The 15,784-nt window shown below is 62.5% G+C and carries 15 protein-coding genes; 4 read left to right on the top strand and 11 right to left on the bottom strand.

The window, feature by feature from the left end; translation table 11 throughout:
- The first annotated feature begins 12 nt into the window (after window positions 1-12).
- On the top strand, window positions 13-2,706 hold the full coding sequence (locus tag HFP89_RS08040; protein ID WP_168717142.1) for an ATP-binding domain-containing protein: 2,694 nt from the start codon (window positions 13-15) through the stop codon (window positions 2,704-2,706).
- A 125-nt stretch (window positions 2,707-2,831) separates the two neighbouring features.
- On the opposite strand, the gene HFP89_RS08035 is transcribed toward HFP89_RS08040, so the two are convergent.
- The 3 genes from HFP89_RS08035 to HFP89_RS08025 all read right to left on the bottom strand — a co-directional run bounded on the left by HFP89_RS08035 (window position 2,832) and on the right by HFP89_RS08025 (window position 3,619).
- Entirely contained in the window at window positions 2,832-3,068 is a 237-nt protein-coding gene (locus HFP89_RS08035; RefSeq protein ID WP_168717141.1) for a hypothetical protein, read from the bottom strand.
- Between the two features lie 88 nt (window positions 3,069-3,156).
- On the bottom strand, window positions 3,157-3,324 hold the full coding sequence (locus HFP89_RS08030) for a hypothetical protein (protein WP_168717140.1): 168 nt from the start codon (window positions 3,322-3,324) through the stop codon (window positions 3,157-3,159).
- A gap of 46 nt (window positions 3,325-3,370) precedes the next feature.
- The gene (locus HFP89_RS08025; protein ID WP_168717139.1) at window positions 3,371-3,619 is read right to left on the bottom strand and encodes a hypothetical protein; all 249 of its coding nucleotides are present in this window, start codon (window positions 3,617-3,619) and stop codon (window positions 3,371-3,373) included.
- A 346-nt stretch (window positions 3,620-3,965) separates the two neighbouring features.
- On the opposite strand from HFP89_RS08025, the gene HFP89_RS08020 reads away from it, so the two are divergent.
- Together HFP89_RS08020 and HFP89_RS08015 are read left to right on the top strand one after the other, a co-directional pair.
- Entirely contained in the window at window positions 3,966-4,697 is a 732-nt protein-coding gene (locus HFP89_RS08020; protein ID WP_168717138.1) for a metallophosphoesterase family protein, read from the top strand.
- Between the two features lie 115 nt (window positions 4,698-4,812).
- Entirely contained in the window at window positions 4,813-5,262 is a 450-nt protein-coding gene (locus HFP89_RS08015) for a hypothetical protein (RefSeq protein WP_168717137.1), read from the top strand.
- A 471-nt stretch (window positions 5,263-5,733) separates the two neighbouring features.
- Here the strand turns inward: HFP89_RS08015 and HFP89_RS08010 are convergent, their stop codons facing one another.
- The 8 genes from HFP89_RS08010 to HFP89_RS07975 all read right to left on the bottom strand — a co-directional run bounded on the left by HFP89_RS08010 (window position 5,734) and on the right by HFP89_RS07975 (window position 13,810).
- Window positions 5,734-6,441 carry a hypothetical protein gene (locus HFP89_RS08010; RefSeq protein WP_168717136.1) on the bottom strand — a complete coding sequence of 236 codons (708 nt, stop codon included), beginning with the start codon at window positions 6,439-6,441 and terminating at the stop codon, window positions 5,734-5,736.
- An 84-nt stretch (window positions 6,442-6,525) separates the two neighbouring features.
- Window positions 6,526-7,518: a DUF2779 domain-containing protein gene (locus tag HFP89_RS16000; RefSeq protein WP_277347495.1), complete on the bottom strand. Its 993-nt coding sequence runs from the start codon at window positions 7,516-7,518 to the stop codon at window positions 6,526-6,528.
- A gap of 1,028 nt (window positions 7,519-8,546) precedes the next feature.
- Window positions 8,547-9,098, bottom strand: a complete 552-nt coding sequence (locus HFP89_RS15995) for an ankyrin repeat domain-containing protein (protein WP_168717134.1) — start codon at window positions 9,096-9,098, stop codon at window positions 8,547-8,549.
- 105 nt (window positions 9,099-9,203) lie between these two features.
- Window positions 9,204-9,476: a hypothetical protein gene (locus HFP89_RS07995; protein ID WP_168717133.1), complete on the bottom strand. Its 273-nt coding sequence runs from the start codon at window positions 9,474-9,476 to the stop codon at window positions 9,204-9,206.
- 158 nt (window positions 9,477-9,634) lie between these two features.
- A complete protein-coding gene (locus tag HFP89_RS07990) occupies window positions 9,635-10,720 on the bottom strand; it encodes a WYL domain-containing protein (protein WP_168717132.1) in 1,086 nt (361 codons plus the stop codon).
- A gap of 460 nt (window positions 10,721-11,180) precedes the next feature.
- Window positions 11,181-11,666, bottom strand: coding sequence for a PIN domain-containing protein (locus HFP89_RS07985; RefSeq protein WP_168717131.1), 486 nt, complete (start codon window positions 11,664-11,666; stop codon window positions 11,181-11,183).
- On the bottom strand, window positions 11,650-11,943 hold the full coding sequence (locus HFP89_RS07980) for an AbrB/MazE/SpoVT family DNA-binding domain-containing protein (protein WP_168717130.1): 294 nt from the start codon (window positions 11,941-11,943) through the stop codon (window positions 11,650-11,652). The genes HFP89_RS07985 and HFP89_RS07980 overlap by 17 nt, the downstream gene beginning before the upstream one ends.
- Window positions 11,944-12,463: 520 nt before the next feature.
- Window positions 12,464-13,810, bottom strand: coding sequence for a Fic family protein (locus HFP89_RS07975; protein WP_168717129.1), 1,347 nt, complete (start codon window positions 13,808-13,810; stop codon window positions 12,464-12,466).
- Window positions 13,811-13,980: 170 nt separating this feature from the next.
- Between HFP89_RS07975 and HFP89_RS07970 the strand changes: the two genes are divergently transcribed.
- Entirely contained in the window at window positions 13,981-14,934 is a 954-nt protein-coding gene (locus tag HFP89_RS07970; protein WP_168717128.1) for a DNA-binding protein, read from the top strand.
- Window positions 14,935-15,784: the final 850 nt, after the last annotated feature.

The following is a 15,784-nucleotide window of genomic DNA, read 5'->3' as shown; positions in this document are numbered from 1 at the left end:
GAGGGGTACCGAATGGGAGCTGTAGATCCGCATTTCACCGAGATCGCGAGCGAGTCGGTCCAGGTGTTCGATGAAATTGCCGCAAAGGCCTCGGAGAAGATTTCGGGGCCGGTGTCTTCGGGAGCGGATGTCATGGCATCGGTGAATACCTTCACCGGCGCTGGTGCCGTGGACAATGTGGATCGGAGTCGTGCGGCGGAACGGGACGGATACCGCGCATTGACCGAGCAGCCCGCGATTGCCCGGGTACTTGCCCGGGACCAGGACGGCACGGAGATCACGATCTTCATTTCCGGCCGATCCAGCATTCCGCTCGATGGTGGCCGACTCCATGCAAGCTACCGCTCTCCGATCGGGCGTCTCGCGAGTCTGCCGCCTGGGGAGGAACTTCTCGTGCCTCGTGAAGGTGCGGAGCGCGTTCTGGAAGTGCTGGAGGTTACCAAGTTCCGTCCGACGAAGGACCCGAAGGGTTGGGAATCCTGTCCGGTGTCGTTCGAGGATTTCGACTCCGGCATTCGAAGTGTCCCCTCGCTGCGAGGGCTGCTTGCGGGCAGTGTCGTCGAGGACGATGCCGAGGCTGCGCTCGAGGCGCTGCTCGCCGGCGAGGCGGCTTCGGAGCTCAGCGAGGGGCTGCGCCATGAGATCCGGTCGGCCATGGCGCTGCGGGAACAGCCGATCCTGGACCGCTTCCAGGACGAGATCTTCCGCCTGCCGTTGAACAGCCGATTGATGATCCTCGGACCTCCGGGCACCGGCAAGACGACGACGCTGATCAAGCGCCTCGGGCAGAAGCTGGATCCGGAGTTCCTGTCCGCCGATGAGCGGCTCATTGCCGATCGAGCGGGCAGCTCGCAACTCCCCTTCGCCCAGAGCTGGTTGATGTTCACGCCGACCGAGCTGCTGAAGCACTACGTGAAGGAGGCGTTCAATCGGGAGCAGGTGCCCGCGTCCGAGCGCCAGATCCGGACCTGGGAAGCGATGCGGATGGAGCTGGCACGGCAGGTATTGGGCGTGCTCCAGTCCGCGGACAGCAAGGGGAAGTTCGTCCTGAAGGACAGCCTTGAACTTCTGGACGAAACCACCGCGCGTGATCCGAGAGAATGGTTCGACGAGTTCCACGCCTTTCACACCGGCCGCATCTTCGATCGACTCGCGCAGGGTCTCGATGTTCTTCGCTCGGTCGAGGCGGACGCTGACGAAACCATCCTCGCCCGCATTTCGGACATCTTCGATGGCCGGAGTCCTGGCGCGATCGTTTCGATCCTCGAGGCGCTGGATGCCCTCGAGCGCGATCTGGAGCCGATCGTTGCCGAATCGAGGAAGAAGACTCGAGAGCAGATCAGGAAAGAGCTCGTTCGCAACTTCAATCAGGATCGATCCTTCCTCGATGAGCTGGGCCTGTTCGTCGATTCGCTGAGTACCAACAATGACGAGTCGATCGATGATGAAATCGACGATGAGGAAGAAGAGGAAGAGCCCATCCAGCAGACTTCGGCACAGAAGGCGGAGCGGATCTACACCCGTACGCTCCGCACGATCGCTCGCGCTCGGTCACGAAAACGATCGCTGCCGAAGGGTTCGACAGCGGCCGCGGTCGCGGAGTGGCTCGGTGATCGTCTGCCGGATGACGATGTGCTGGTCGAGATCGGCAAACGGACCACCATCCAGAACGCACTCGGACGATTCCTGAACGCCCACAAGCGATTCGTGATGGATGTGCCCGTGAATTATCGGATGTTCCGTCGTCAGCAGGACCGAGATGGGCGTTGGTATCGGACGCTTCCTGACAACCCACGACACGTTTCGCCGACCGAACTGGATGCCATCGTCCTCGCGATGCTGCATAACGCACGGGCGGTTGTTCGCAGTACGCGGCTGGGCCGGCGGATCGAGGAGCAGTCGTTCCAGTACCTGAGTCCCATCGCCAATCGATTTCGTGCGCAGGTGCTGGTCGACGAGGCCACGGATTTCTCGCCGCTGCAGCTCGCCTGCATGCACGCGCTGGCATCACCCGAGACGGACTCCTTCTTCGCCTGCGGTGACTTCAATCAGCGAATCCGGACCGGAGGCACGGCCACCGCAGAGCAGCTCGACTGGGCGATCCGCAGTCTTGAAACACGCTCGATCGAGACGGTGTATCGCCAGAGCCGCCACCTCAACGGGTTCTCGCGCCGTCTCCTGGAGACCTTCGGTGGAGATACCGACCTTGCGGCCGAGCTCCCCGAACATGTCATTCACGACGGGGTGAAGCCGGTGCTCGTCGAGCATCTCCATGATCTCGAGGATCAGGCGATGTGGCTCTACGAGCGGATTGCCGAGGTCGAGCGCATGGTCGGCCCCGGCAACATTCCGTCGATCGCTATTCTCGTCACCGACGAGGCCGAGGTCGGCCCCATGGCCGAAGCCATGAACGTCATGCTCGAGGACATCAGCCTGCAGGCGATGGCGTGCCATGAAGGCCAGACGCTCGGGGAACAGGCCAGCGTCCGGGTCTTCGACGTCGCCCACATCAAGGGGCTGGAGTTCGAAGCGGTGTTCTTCGTCGGTCTCGATGCGCTGCGCCAGCGGTTTCCAGAACTCTTCGGAAAGTATCTGTATGTGGGTGCGACCAGAGCCGCCACGTACTTTGGTGGTATTTCTTCCGGTCCGCTGCCCGAAGAGCTCGATTCTCTACGCGAGGAGTTCATTGCGACGTGGAGTGATTGATCGACCCGCTGCGTAGTGGGTCAGCCGCTTGCAGTCGACTGCATCCTGCTCCAAGGTGCGCTGACAACTCGCTTCGATCTCGGATCCGAGCTCGGGTTCACGCCAACCGTGTGCCCGTTCTCACTCTAGGGAAGCCATTCGAACAGCATCATCCCCAGCATATCAAAGCCGGACAGGATGATGAAGACGATCAGGGCGGTTCCGGCAATCGCGTTGAGGCCGATGAAGAACATCATCCCGCCTAGTCCGATCAGGTTTGTCAGCGGGTTTTTGGCGCTATGAGGCAGAAGCCCGAACCAGACGGCCGGTGCCATGATGATATGGCTGATCGGGTGGAACGGTCCGTTGTGTTCGTTGTTCATGTTCGATCTGTTTTCTCTTGATGTGCGGCGCGAATCAGGTTTTCCGTTGCGGTTTCCGGGGCCGTCGGAGGATGCCCTTTGCGTGTCGTCAGTCCGGCAGTCCGAAGACATAGACGCCGATCAGATAGATGATCGCGACGAACGGCCAGGCCAGGAAGAAGAGGATGGTGAAGCATCCCAGCCCGCTCATCCAGGTGCCCAGGATGTTGTCGGCCGTTCGCAGAAGGCCATTGAAATTTGGAGTGTTCTCGTTCATCGAAGCCACTCCGGGTGATTGATCGTCGATCTCGATTCCCCGTTTTTCATGGCATCCACTCGAACAGGATCATCCCGATCATGTGGAAGCCCGAGAGAATGATGAAGACGATCAGTGCGGTACCGGCAATCGCATAGAAGCCGATGCAGACCATCATCCCGCCGATACCGATCAGAAAGGTCACCGGATTGTTCGCGGAATGGGCCAGCATTCCGAAGAACACCGCCGGCGCGAAGATGATATGGATGATCGGGTGGAAGATGTACCCGTCGTTGCTGTCGTTTTCGTTGCTCATGGTTGCTGGATCTCCTCCTCGTGTTTCCTGATGCGGCCAAGAGTACGGAGCCACCCGACCGATCCTGTCGCTTCCGCCGGATCTCGTGAAGAATCACCCTGGAACGCCAGCAGAGCGGCTGCCGGCGTTCGTCGCGGCCGGCCGTTGCGTCATCCGGCGCCGATCCGTTCTGAATCTGCCCTAGGGCCCTGTCTGCGGCGGGTTTGCCCGTGGGGTTTTTCGTGTGGCGCCGATCCTGCTCCGGGCCCGACCGGTGCTAACCCGACAGGATCCGTCGCCCCTGCCGGGATAATGGTCGACATCGAAGGCCGCTCTGCGCGGCAGATCCGGATGGGAAGGAGTGCGAATGAAGAGAAGACTGGCAATTGGCGACATCCACGGGATGTACGCTCAGCTCGAGTGTTTGTGGAAATGGGTGGCACCGGCCGCGACCGACCGGGTCGTGTTTCTCGGCGACTACGTCGATCGCGGCCCGGGCAGCCGGGCGGTTCTCGAATTCCTGCTCGAACTCCATCGGGCACCGGATGTGGAGGCGCGATTCCTGCTGGGCAACCACGAGCGGATGATGCTGGATGCCCGCGACGATGCCCGCACGCTCGATTTCTGGTTGTATGCGGGCGGCATGGAGACGCTGGCGTCCTACGGCGTGGGAACGAGGGAGGCGATCGAGAACGGAGATTGGGTCGACAGCATCCCCGAGGCGCACTGGCGCTTCCTGGAGGACGGCTGCGAGCCGTGCATCGAGGACGGGGACCTGGTCTTCGTGCACGGTGGTCTCGCTTCGCACAGGAGCATCGCCGATCAGGACGAGGCGGACCTCCTGTGGCGGACGAATCATGGGGGTCCATTGCATCCCTCCGGCAAGCGCATCTTCTGCGGGCACACGGCCCGGCACGATCACGTTCCGCTCGTTGACGAGGGCAACATCGTCGCCGATACCTTCGCATACGGTGGTGGACCCTTGACCTGCGTCAGCATCGATCAGCGGATCGCCCACCAGCAGTTCGCCTGCGGACGGCGTCGTCGTCTGCGCTGGTCAGAGACCTTCGAGTTCGACGAGCTGTCGGTAGCGGCATGACGCTCCGGAAGCATCATTTCTCTGCGCTGCCGGCACCGAGTCCGGGTCGTCGATGCGACACGATCGGTCGGTGCGGTCCGGAGAATGGGAAGTCGAATCAGACCTGGAGAATCCGATGACTGCAACCGTCGTGGAAATCCCGCATGCCCGGGATCCCGTACTCTTCCACTGCCCATTGACCGGCCTGCCGGTCTGCGGGGACGTCGAGCAATCGTTCGAAGGCGGGATCTCGCCGTTCCTGCTCTTCGCCATCACCGAAACCGGCGAGGTATATGCACGGTCCGACAAACTGCCGGAGCCGGCCGCTTCGGCGTTGCAGCGATCGATCGATGCGATCACCAGTGTGCTCCACAGGCTCGATGCGGTCATGACCACCGAGGACCTCGAGTCCTTCGTGCCTTCTGTCCTGACGCCGTTGCTGCCGGATTCGGCTCTGCTGTTCGAGGTCCGGACGACGTGCGCTGCGCAGCGCAGCCCGGATGCGTTTCGGATCTGTATGGATTTCACACTGCCCGCCTGCGCTGCCGCTGTCGATCATGTGGCGACCATAGAGCAGCCGGAGTGACGCCGAAAGCTCACAGGGCTCGGCTGTTGACCGCGGTGGGTCAAGGATTCCAGTGCGATGTATGTAGAAAGCCGCGCGCTTCGGAGGGGCGACGGCAGCGGGCAAATCTGGTTGAATATTCCGATTTAGGGGGGGCGTTGCTGGCCGGCGACATTGGCCGACGTAATGCTCGAGAATCTGGCCTAGGTGTGGCGGGTCGCGGCCGGCGGTCGGTCAGTGGCGCAGGAGGAGATGCTGGGCGTGGTTCCAGAGGTTGGGGGCTCGTCGTTTCCAGCGACCGCCCCCCGACTAAGCTACATGAACAACCCGCCGCGTTCTTCGATTGGTGCCGGACGTATGTCGCTTCGAGTTTCTCAGCCCCGAGGGGTGAAATGGGCCCCTCGCAATCGCAGGAGGCCCTGGTGAGGCTGAATGTCGAGCTGGGGTGTTCTTCGCTTCAGTCGTGGCCTTCGCGGGGAAAGTTTCGGTCTTTTATTCTTCGGCTTTCCAAAGCATTCGAGCGCGGTCCGTCGCTTGCCATTCATGGTTGTCATTTTTTTTCACGCGATTTTCGTCTCGCAGCTTGTGTACGTGATTTCTGACAGCCCTCCGCGCGGTCAGTCCAATCTCATCCGCAAGCGCGTTTGATCGACGTTCGATCTCGGAAATCGTCATCGGGAATTCCGAAGCGGCGAGCAGCAGATTGATTACATGGGCCCCAGAGTCGAACCGAGAACCCCATGGGTCCAGCTGATGATTTTCCCCGCGAGTTGGAGTTAGAGAAATCTCCTGAGGTTCAGCGGTTTCCGGCAGCAATCTGATTACTCTTTGAGCTGCGTGGATCGCCTGATCAACATCACCAATAAAATAATCTTTCCCGACCGATTCATGCTTCATCTGAACCAGTACCTTGCTGACAAGGTGCTCGATTTCCTTCGGGACTCCAAACCGATCGAAAGACCAGGCTTTTACGGCCTTCCACTTTCCCCGAGCCCAGCCGTTTTCCGCAAAGCTGTTCGGTCTGGTCCCATAGTTAATTGCACTGATGCGACCGGCGAGGGCACTTAGGTCCTTACCCTTCGCTTCTCCGATCTTGAACAAATTCTCGGCGCCATTTCCGACGGTCTCCTCCGGCGTGAGAATATAGAATAGGCGGCCTTCCTGATTTTCGAACGCCTTCTTGATGATGTCATCGATCATGAAAATCTCCCAGTCAGTGTCTTTATCGATACCGATCGTAGCCAGGTCAAACACTGGCTCCCGGCGAATCGTGTTTCATGTTGTCTAAGAACGTGTCAGCCAGTCTTGCATGATCATCACCATGGCCAGCGTGTCGAGTTCGCAGTACTTCAACAGCGCGACGCGCAGGTTGGCTCTTCGGGTTTCCGTCGTGCCCGGCGCGGCGATCTCGAGATAGGCGCTCATTGCAGCGCCGCCGTTCTTGAGCTGATCTGCCGGCTCGAATTCTTCGTCCAGGTGCGCGATGTCGGGTCCATCGGGTCCGAGGGTGATCGGCGGGAGGAGCTCGTACGGGTCCCTGATGCCGTGCTCGGTCGGCTGGAACCACTGGAACGCCTCGAAGTTCCTGCTCGGCATGGCTGCGGTGCCATACACCGGCTTGCCGTACAGGTCCTGGAGATGCTCGCTGTGCCGGATCGTGCTCAGCAGGACGCGCTTGATCCCGGTCAGCCCCTGGATCGCGGGATCGAAGGTCAGCTCCATCGCCAGTTGCCGCTGGTCGACCATGTTCTTTTCGCCGAATACTCGGTCCTTTCCGTGCCCTCGCTGTGTGCGCTGCCGAATCCACTCGATCAGCTCCGCCGCATCGGGCTCGCCATGGTCATCGCGCTCGATCTGGTCCGCGATGTGGTTCAGGACCGTGTTCTCGTGCGGTGCCCAGCGGAAGATCGTTCCCGACTCGCCGAGGCTCTGCCGCAGGTTGCGCAGAAACGCGAAATGCGGGTAGACGCCGGGATCCGGGTTCAGCCACTCGGAGTGATGTTCCACGCGTCCATCTTCGTGGAGGATGTGGTGCGAGAACTGGAACGCGATGGTTTCGTAGGGACGCATGCCTGCGTGAAGCGGAATCGCGGGCGTGCAGGTCTCGAAATCGATGAAGTGCAGCGGCCATTCCCACGGGTCGGCATGGCTGCGGAACCCGTGCGGAAGGAAGATGGGCCCGGTCCGCTCATTCCGGGCTGCTTCGATCTGCAGGCGTTGGCGAACGATCGGCCGTTGCAGCGCGGCCTTCAGAAGATCGACCGGTCCATGGAACATGTCCGGGTCCAGATCCACGAGCTTCATCTGCCCGGACCGGATCAGTTCGGAACGGGTCGGCGATGTGAGCCGTCCGGACAGGTCGAACACGTTCGGCTCCTGGAGGTCGGCTTCCTCCCATCCGAAGGCCCGGGCCCAGCATTCCCATCGGCCGTCCAGTTTGCCGCGGTCGCGCTGCATTTCGGTCGTGCGGAATTCGCAGGCCCGGCAGGGTGCATTCTCGAGCGAGTGCTCGGGCCGGGTGTCGTGGATGTAGTGGTCCCGCAGCATGGCGATCGACTGGTCGAAAGAGCGGCCTTCCAGTGGCCCGTCGGACACCGGCTCGGACCGCACGTGTTCGACTTCTTCGGTTACGTCCACGGTCACGAGCAGGCTCCGGGCGAGTTCGGTGTCGATCGGTCCGACCAGCTCCACGTGCTTACGGCCGTTCTTTTCGACCAGCAGGAATCGCTGGTTCACCTGGTCTTCGGGGCAGTAGAAGGTCTTGTCGACCAGCAGCAGGCTCGGGACGATGTCGTGTCCTTCGAGTGCCCGTTCGGCCACATGGGTCTGGAAGGCGACGTCACGGATGTAGGGGCGCCATTTCGAGTCGATCCCCCGTCCGCGTCTGGTGGTAAAGATCCGACCGGACTCCTTGTCCCAGGCCTTGGCCTTGACTTCGATCAGCTCGATCCGGTTGCCCTTCTTGCGGAGCACGTCGGCGCGCACGAACAGGCCTTCGTGGGCGAGGGCGGCTTCGAAGATCGTCACTTCGTCCCGTTCCAGCAGCTCGGCGGTTTCGGCGAGCGCCCGCTCGTGATCAAGGGTCTCGACCTCGATGCCTTCCGGATCGCAGAGCGTGGCCAGCTTGCCGATCTGCATGCCGCCGCCTGCGAGCGCTTCCAGGAACTCGTCGTCGAGCTTCTGGTTCGCGTAGGCCTCCTTGCCCTGGTAGAAGAGCTTCGTCGGGCATTCCATGCCGAGCACGAAGCGGGATTTCGTCAGCCAACGAGGTCGGCGGGTCATTCCGGCAGTATCTGAAGTCGTTGTCATTTTCCGTTCCCCCCACGTCGTTTCACGGCGGCGCGGATGATTTCGGCATTCTCCGTCATGCACATCCCTTCTGCATAATCGGAGGCTGTCTTCTTGTCCGGGCACTTCAGGCCCGGCGATGCGCCGGCGTCCAGCAGCAGCTTGCAGCATTCCTCGTCGCCGAACTGCGCGGCGTACATGAGCGCTGTCATGCCCTGGCTGTCTCGCGCGTTGACATCGACGCCGATCCCAATGCACCAGGCCAGTAGTGCCGGATGGCCTTCGCTCGCGACGCTGTGAATCAAGGTTTTCCACTTCGACAAGTCTTCGACCTGCAGTCCGGCGGCCAGGAGGGCGGGCATGCAGTGCTTTCGCTCTACAGTCAGCGCGATCGCAGCGATCGGTTTTCCATCGAAGTCCTTCGCGTTGGGATTCGCGCCGTTCTTCAGCGCGTCCTCCACCATTACTTCGTCTTCCATCCAGATCGCGTAGGCGAGCCGTCGGTCGATCTTCCGTTCGAATCGTCCGTAGAGACTTTTGTAGAAGAATCTCAGTGTTTTCAGCCGCAAGTCTGTGCCCTCTGTCGATCGTTGTTCGTCACTGTCGCAGCGAGTGTGCTGCTCGAACTCGTGAAGTCAGTGTGTCGAATTGCCACTTGCACCACTACCCTCGGTTCAGGTGTTTTCCGGGTGGCCGCGTCGTTCGATTTCCTCCTTGCAGTCGCTGATGATCTCTGCATGCAGTGCCGTCTGTTCCGCGCCCTTTGCGGTTACCCATGCAGCCAGCGCGCCAAGCAGCACCAGCTTCGGTTCCGTGCTCCAGGTCAGCGCTCCGACGAGAGTAACCGTCGAAACGCTCCCGCAAACCCACCATGCCCGGAGCCGCAAGCGCGCAATCGGAATCACTTGCTCCAGCACTTCCAGCGGTTGTTCCTGATGGTCGATCATCGGCGTGGGTCCAGGAATCGGCTGGTGGCCTTGAAGCTCCCGATGAAGACGAGTAGTGAAATGATCCATCCCAGGCTCATGTGTGATCTCCTATTCAATCGACCGGACCGCAGGATAGCCAATGTGGTTTGCACTATTTGCAGAGCTCTGCCGTCATTTCATCGGCCCTGCTGATAGGCGATGTGCGACTGGCGCACCGCATCGGCGATTTCTTGCCTGAAATCCGACGGTCCGGTGACGACAAGGTCCGGCAGCATGGAAAGACACCACCACTTGAGATTATCGGACTGTGAAACCGTTGCTTCGAGCGCGTGACGGCCGTCTGGAAGTGTGGTGAGCATCTGGTCGTCCGAAAGCGGTGATTCGTCCAGCTCCCGAAAGGCCCAGTCGGAAAGGTCCGCCTTCAGTCGAATCGTTCTGCCTTCCGTCAACCGGCCGCCGCCGCGGGGCAGGTTGTGCTCACCGGTGTCGAAGTATTCACGCATCGAGCGCCTGGAGACATCGGCGTCGATCGGGCGATCGAGAAGGCGCGCTCGCTCGATCCGGTGCAGAACCAGCTGCACGTAGGGGCGGGTGTACTTCTCCGGCAGTGCCGGGTCGGGATGCTCGACGGTGCCGACAAGCGTTTCCTGCGTCATCGCGCTGTCGATTCCGATCGGATGGACGACGAGTTCGATACGAGAATCGGCGGATCGGGATCGATACTCGAGGGCAAGACACTGCTGGCGCGCCACGGCCCGATTGACGGTGCGCCGGACCTCGGCGTCGATGGACGGTGGGTGCCGTTCGATCGCCCGGCGGACCCAGGGACGGTTGAGTCGAACCCGTTCCGGCCACCCGGCCAGCGGATCGCTGCGTTTCAGGATGTCGAGAACGCGGTCGGCCTTTCCGAAGAGCGGGGCGAGTTCATCGAGCACGCCGGGTGGGATCAGGTGGCTGCCGTCCCGCTCCAGCACCTTGAGCGCGACGGCGATCTGGAGCGACTGGCCGGGCAGGGACAGGTCCGACGCATCGGTCAGCCGCCAGCGGTGCGCGCGGCCGTTCCCGGGATCCTCGCATTCGACGATGCCGGGGCCCAGGGCCGACTGGATGTCCTGCAGGTCGCGATAGAGTGAATTGGGCGCAACGCTCGAGCCGGACCGCTCCAGACGGTCGGCCAGTTCATTGACCGTGAGACCGGTCTTGGGCGCTCTGGGCAGGTGATAGAGCAGCCACGCGATTCTTTCCGATCGTTTGGTGCGCATGCTCCTTCCTGTTCGTTCCTGGGGTGGACACTGCGTTTCAATATAGAACAATGGGTCGAGGCGGGCTGGATCGACGGATTCGAGTAGTTTCCGGGTGTGGATCGGCCAGGGGGACAAGGCTCGAGTTTTCGGTTTTCAGTCGTCAGTTTTCAGAGGCTGGATCCCGGCTCGAGGTCGGGGTTACACCTGATCGATAACGCCGCTGGGTCCCGCATCAAGTGCGGGATGACACCTACGTAACTACGCCGCCGGGTCCCGGCTCAAGGCCGGGATGACACCTGAACATCGAAAGTTGCTGGGTGCCGCATCAAAGCCGCGTGGTTGGCGGAGTCTTCGGTGAATGGTGAACAGGAAAGGCCGGTTTCAGGTTCCAGGTTTCAGGGTTCAGGAAAGGCGAGGAAGGCAGTCCGCAGTCTGCAGTTTTCGGTTTTCAGTGGAAGGCGGATTCGGAGATCGGAGTTCAGGCGTAGAGCGGGGGGAGTTCCTGGACGGTGCCTTCGGCGAGGGCGAAGGGGTTGGTGATGCGGACGTGGCCGTAGCGACGGCCGTGCTGGAAGTCTTCGGACAGGAGTTCCGGGATGCCGTGGGTTTCGGCGAAGGCCCAGAGGTGGGCGTCGAACCAGGACAGTCCGTAGGTGGCCATGCCGCGCATGGCGGTGATCAGCGTGTCTTCCGTGGGGTAGGCCACGGGAAACTGGGCGATGAGGGCTTCGACTTCAACGATGGCTTCGTCGCGTTCGAGCAGTGGGCGGCCGTCCAGGTCGGAGCGGGGTCGGGTGGTGGCGGCGATGAATTCGATCAGCGCCTGTTGGGGCACGACGAGGTCATTTCGGACCAGCCCCTCGCGAAGCAGCTCCGTCGCCGTCTGCTGTTTGCCCGGGTGGCGCGGATCGAAGCGGTAGACAAGGACGTTGGTGTCGACCAGGCGGTCAGTCTTCGTGGCCACGGCGGTAGAGGTCTTCGCGATTCCAGTCGCGCGGCGCGGGGTCTGTGCCGGCCGTCGGGCGGTCTGCCTGGCGCTGGGCCTGGCGTCGGGTGGCCTCGTCGAAGAGACGAAGTCGCTCGGCGGCACTCGGCTGCGATCCGGCAACGGTGCCGGCGGGGAGGATGCGGATGACGTCGCCGGCGGATTGGAACTCGATCTCGTCGCCGGGGTGCAGGCCGTGGTGTTCGGCAATGCGCTTGGGCAGCGTGACCTGGAGTTTGCTGGTGATCTTCGGCATGTCCTTACTTTAGCAAGGAGGGTTTCCTTGTCAATTGTTGGCAGTTCTCGGTGAACTGCGGTTTCCGGTTTCCGGGTTCGGGAAAAGCGGAAGGGCGGAGAGGCGAGGAGAGAAGAGAAGAGAAGAGAAGAGAAGTTTTCAGTCGGCAGTTTTCGGTTTTCAGTGAAAAACTAAGGGTTCAGGGTTCAGGTTGCAGGGCTCAGGAAAAACGAGGGGATCGGTGGTGTGCAGAGGTTGTTCGATGAGATTCCGGGTTCTGGCTGGGCCAGCCCCGGAATGATGGGACGTGGAGCGGTTGGCGGCGGGCGCAGCGCGAGTTTGATCATACGTATTGAAGACGCTGGGTCCCGCATCGAGTGCGGGATGACACGATTGAAGATGGCTGGGTTGGGTTGGAGGTTACGGGTTCTGGCTGTGCAAGCCCCGGAGTGACGGGACCTGGTGCGATGCCGGGTTTGTGGCGCACGACTCGGGCACGTAGTCGAGAGGCCTGGCAGGCTTCGGGGCGAGGTGAATGGGGTCAGTGCCGGTCTTCATGGGACTCGATGCGCTGTGCCAGGTCCGCAGGGACGGTGAACCGGATCGGTTTCCGGCCCGGGGCAGACGGGTCCAGAAATCCGAGTTCGGCCAGGTGCAGCAGGTCGCTGCGGGCCGTGGCGTAGGCCACGTTGTGGCTGCGCTTATGGGAGTTGAACGTATATTCGGCCCGCGGACTGCGCAGTGCGTGGCTCAGCAGGGCGATCTGTCGGTGGTTCAGCGGGATGCGGGTTCTCAGCCTGCGTTCGACCGACTGGACTTCTTCGGTCTTCCGCTGAAGATAGGCATCGAGCTGCTCCGCTGCGCGGCCGACGACTTCCAGCTGGTGAAGCAGGAAGTAGGTCAGGTCGTTGTCGTCGCTTTCGGTTCTGAGGAAGGCCCGTTTGTACTGCCCCGGGGCCTGCCGCAGGATGGTGGAAATCGAGATGAACTCGAACAGCCAGTAGCCCGACTGCAGCATTTTCCAGTAGAACAAGGCGCGAGCGGTCCGGCCGTTGCCGTCGGCAAAGGGGTGGTCCCAGGCCAGCCAGAAATGCAGGATCATGGCGTGGACCACTGGATGGAGAAACTCGCGGCCGCTCAGGCTTCGATTCGCGAATTCGCACAGGCGTTCCAGCCGCTCCGGCAGCGCTTCGGCCGGCGGGGGGCGGTGGAGCAGCTCGCGCGTGCGGTTGTCGCGGACTTCGACCCGCTCGTCGTCCGGGGTCTGGAGTCGGCCAGCGCTTTCGGGGTCGTCCAGGGTGTCTTCGGTGATCTGCCGATGCAGGTCGAGAACGAGTTCGGGCGAAAACGGGCGGTCTCGCCACTCGCGAATCGTGGCCATGGCCCGATAGTTGTTGAAGATCATGCGCTCGTCGTGGTCGCGGGGACGGCGACCGCTGCGCAGCATGTCGACGGCGACCCGCCGCGTGGTGGCCGCGCCTTCGAGCTGGCTGGAGGTGATCGCCTCTTCGATCAGCGAGGAGAACAGGTAGCGATCGCGCTGGGCGCTGTTGGCAATGTTCTCGGCGGCGCCGATCCGGCCCGCCAGGCGACTGTCGATGCGGTGCAGGTGCTCCTGGACCGGCTCGACCGGGCAGAAGTGGAACGCGTTTCCCGCCAGGTCGTGCATCGGAACCGACTTTCTCAGCGGCCAGCGCGCGGCCTTGACCGCGGCCCACCAGTCTGCGGGCGACAGGCCTTCCGGCGGCGAGCGATGGCGCAGTTTGTCCCAGTGAAAATATTGGCCGTCGGGCAGCGCTCCGACACGCCCCGTACCCAGCAGCGAAATCAGTCGCTCTCGGTGCGCGGAGAAGTGGCGTTGCCAGTCGGGAGGTGGAGCGAAAGGCATGTTTATCAGTTTTTCCGAAATTGATTATTATTGTATGGTGATTGCGCAATGTTTATCAACTTTTATATTTCCGATAAACATTGCATAAACATTGCGCATTCCGGCACGGCGCGACGGCGGCTGGACCCGGGTTGCGTACGCTGTCGGTTGGGCAATCGTTTCGACGGACGATGATCGGGAACTTCGGCAAGAAGGACCGCGACGGGCGCCAGGTGCGGATCGAGCACCGGGGGCGGAATCTGCGTGCGAGCCGGACCGGCGGGGTGGCGCTGCGGCAGGAGGTGCGGGCCGGCCGGATCGGGCTGACGGCGAACACGGCGAAGGGCCTGCGGCTGTCCAGTGCGCTGGGGCCGGGCACGCAGGTGGCGGCGCAGAACGGGCGCTTCGTGCTGCGCGGGGTGTACGGCAGCGGGCCGGTTCGGTTCAATCTGTCGAAGTCGGGCCTGTCGGCGTCGCTGGCCAGCGACGTCGGGCGGTTGAACCTGACGCACCCGGGGCGCTCGTCGGCCAAGCTGTTCGGCGTGCAGGTGCGCGGGAAGAAGGCGGCCTGGATGAACGTCGGGGCGATGCTGGCCTCGGCGGTGGTCGTGGCGGTGAAGCTGGTGGTGCTGGCGGTCATCGTGCTGGTGCGTGGGCTGGCCTGGCTGGGCGGCGCGATCGCGGTCGGCGTGCGGCGCGTGGCGGCGTGGTGGCGCCTGCAGCGGCAGGACCGGGCGTTCCGGAGCTTGATGGACACGGTCGAGGCACGCGCCGAGCAGCTGGCGCACAGCGACTGGGCGGCAGCGATGCCGACGACGGAAACGGACGCCGTTGCGCTGCTGGCGTATCTGGCGGATCTGAACCGGCGGCAGGACGACGAGCGGCCGGTGCCAGCAGCGCCCGGGTTCGTCGGCGAGCGGGACGTGGCCGGCCTCGATGTCCTCGACCAGTTCGCGCTGGCCCGGCAGGCGGCCGAGGTTGCGCTCGCCGGGACGCCGGACGAGGTCGTCGTCGAACGGCTGCTGGCGCTGGATGACCGCTGCGTCGAGGGCGGCGGGCGGTCGGTGGCGCAGGAAGAGCTGCTGGGGGTTGTGGCGGAGGTCGGTGGGGTGAGGGTGAGGCTAGGCGAGGGGGGGGAAGGGTAGATTTCAGTTGGTAGTTTTCAGTTGGTAGTTTTCAGTTGGTAGTTTTCAGTTGGTAGTTTTCAGTTGGTAGTTTTCAGTTTTCAGTTTTCAGTTTTCAGGGTTCAGTTTTCAGGGTTCAGTTTTCAGGGTTCAGGGTTCAGGGTTCAGGGGTTTGGGGTTTGGGGTGAGTTTTCGGGGTTCAGTCGTTCGTTGCGGTCATTGCCCCATTGCGCCGTTGCGTCCATCCTCTGAAGGTCGAGGGCTCGATCGTTCGCCCGGCAGCGCCGGCCTCCTGCAGGCCTTCGATCCGGCGCTGCGCTCAGTTCGACTGTTGGAGGGAGCTTGCTCGCGAACCGGCCGGGCCACCCTTCGCCCGCAAGCGGCCTCCAACAGGCCTTCGATCCGGCGCCGGCGCTGATTCGCCTGTTGGAGGGAGCTTGCTCGCGAACCGGCCGGGCCACCCTTCGCCCGCAAGCGGCCTCCGACAGACCTTCGGTCCGGCGCCGGCGATGAATTCGCCTGTTGGAGGGCGCTCGCGCGCGAACCGGCCAGGCCTCCCTTCGTCCGCAAGCGGCCTCCAACAGGCCTTCGATCCGGCGCCGGGGCTGATTTTCCTGTTGGAGGGAGCTTGCTCGCGAACTGCCCTGACCACCCTTCGCCCGCAAGCGGCCTCCGACAGGCCTTCGATCCGGCGCCGGCGATGAATTCGCCTGTTGGAGGGAGCTTGCTCGCGAACCGGCCGGGCCACCCTTCGCCCGCAAGCGGCCTCCGACAGGCCTTCGGTCCGGCGCCGGCGATGAATTCGCCTGTTGGAGGGAGCTTGCTCGCGAACCGGCCGGGCCACCCTTCGCCCGCAAGCGGCCTCCAACAG

The organism is Wenzhouxiangella sp. XN79A (assembly GCF_012272825.1).
Taxonomy (GTDB): Bacteria; Pseudomonadota; Gammaproteobacteria; order Xanthomonadales; family Wenzhouxiangellaceae.
The sequence above is the reverse complement of the archived record's forward strand: the minus strand, read 5'-3'. Positions and strand labels throughout refer to the sequence as shown.

Excerpts from the sequence above, each read along its gene's own strand:
- HFP89_RS08030 (WP_168717140.1), bottom strand. The coding sequence starts at position 3,324 with ATGAACGAGAACACTCCAAATTTCAATGGCCTTCTGCGAACGGCCGAC.
- HFP89_RS07975 (WP_168717129.1), bottom strand. The coding sequence starts at position 13,810 with ATGCCTTTCGCTCCACCTCCCGACTGGCAACGCCACTTCTCCGCGCAC.
- HFP89_RS08025 (WP_168717139.1), bottom strand. The coding sequence starts at position 3,619 with ATGAGCAACGAAAACGACAGCAACGACGGGTACATCTTCCACCCGATC.
- HFP89_RS07990 (WP_168717132.1), bottom strand. The coding sequence starts at position 10,720 with ATGCGCACCAAACGATCGGAAAGAATCGCGTGGCTGCTCTATCACCTG.
- HFP89_RS07980 (WP_168717130.1), bottom strand. The coding sequence starts at position 11,943 with ATGCCGAAGATCACCAGCAAACTCCAGGTCACGCTGCCCAAGCGCATT.
- HFP89_RS08040 (WP_168717142.1), top strand. The coding sequence starts at position 13 with ATGGGAGCTGTAGATCCGCATTTCACCGAGATCGCGAGCGAGTCGGTC.
- HFP89_RS08010 (WP_168717136.1), bottom strand. The coding sequence starts at position 6,441 with ATGATCGATGACATCATCAAGAAGGCGTTCGAAAATCAGGAAGGCCGC.
- HFP89_RS07995 (WP_168717133.1), bottom strand. The coding sequence starts at position 9,476 with ATGATCGACCATCAGGAACAACCGCTGGAAGTGCTGGAGCAAGTGATT.
- HFP89_RS07970 (WP_168717128.1), top strand. The coding sequence starts at position 13,981 with ATGATCGGGAACTTCGGCAAGAAGGACCGCGACGGGCGCCAGGTGCGG.
- HFP89_RS08020 (WP_168717138.1), top strand. The coding sequence starts at position 3,966 with ATGAAGAGAAGACTGGCAATTGGCGACATCCACGGGATGTACGCTCAG.
- HFP89_RS08035 (WP_168717141.1), bottom strand. The coding sequence starts at position 3,068 with ATGAACAACGAACACAACGGACCGTTCCACCCGATCAGCCATATCATC.
- HFP89_RS08015 (WP_168717137.1), top strand. The coding sequence starts at position 4,813 with ATGACTGCAACCGTCGTGGAAATCCCGCATGCCCGGGATCCCGTACTC.
- HFP89_RS16000 (WP_277347495.1), bottom strand. The coding sequence starts at position 7,518 with ATGTTCCATGGACCGGTCGATCTTCTGAAGGCCGCGCTGCAACGGCCG.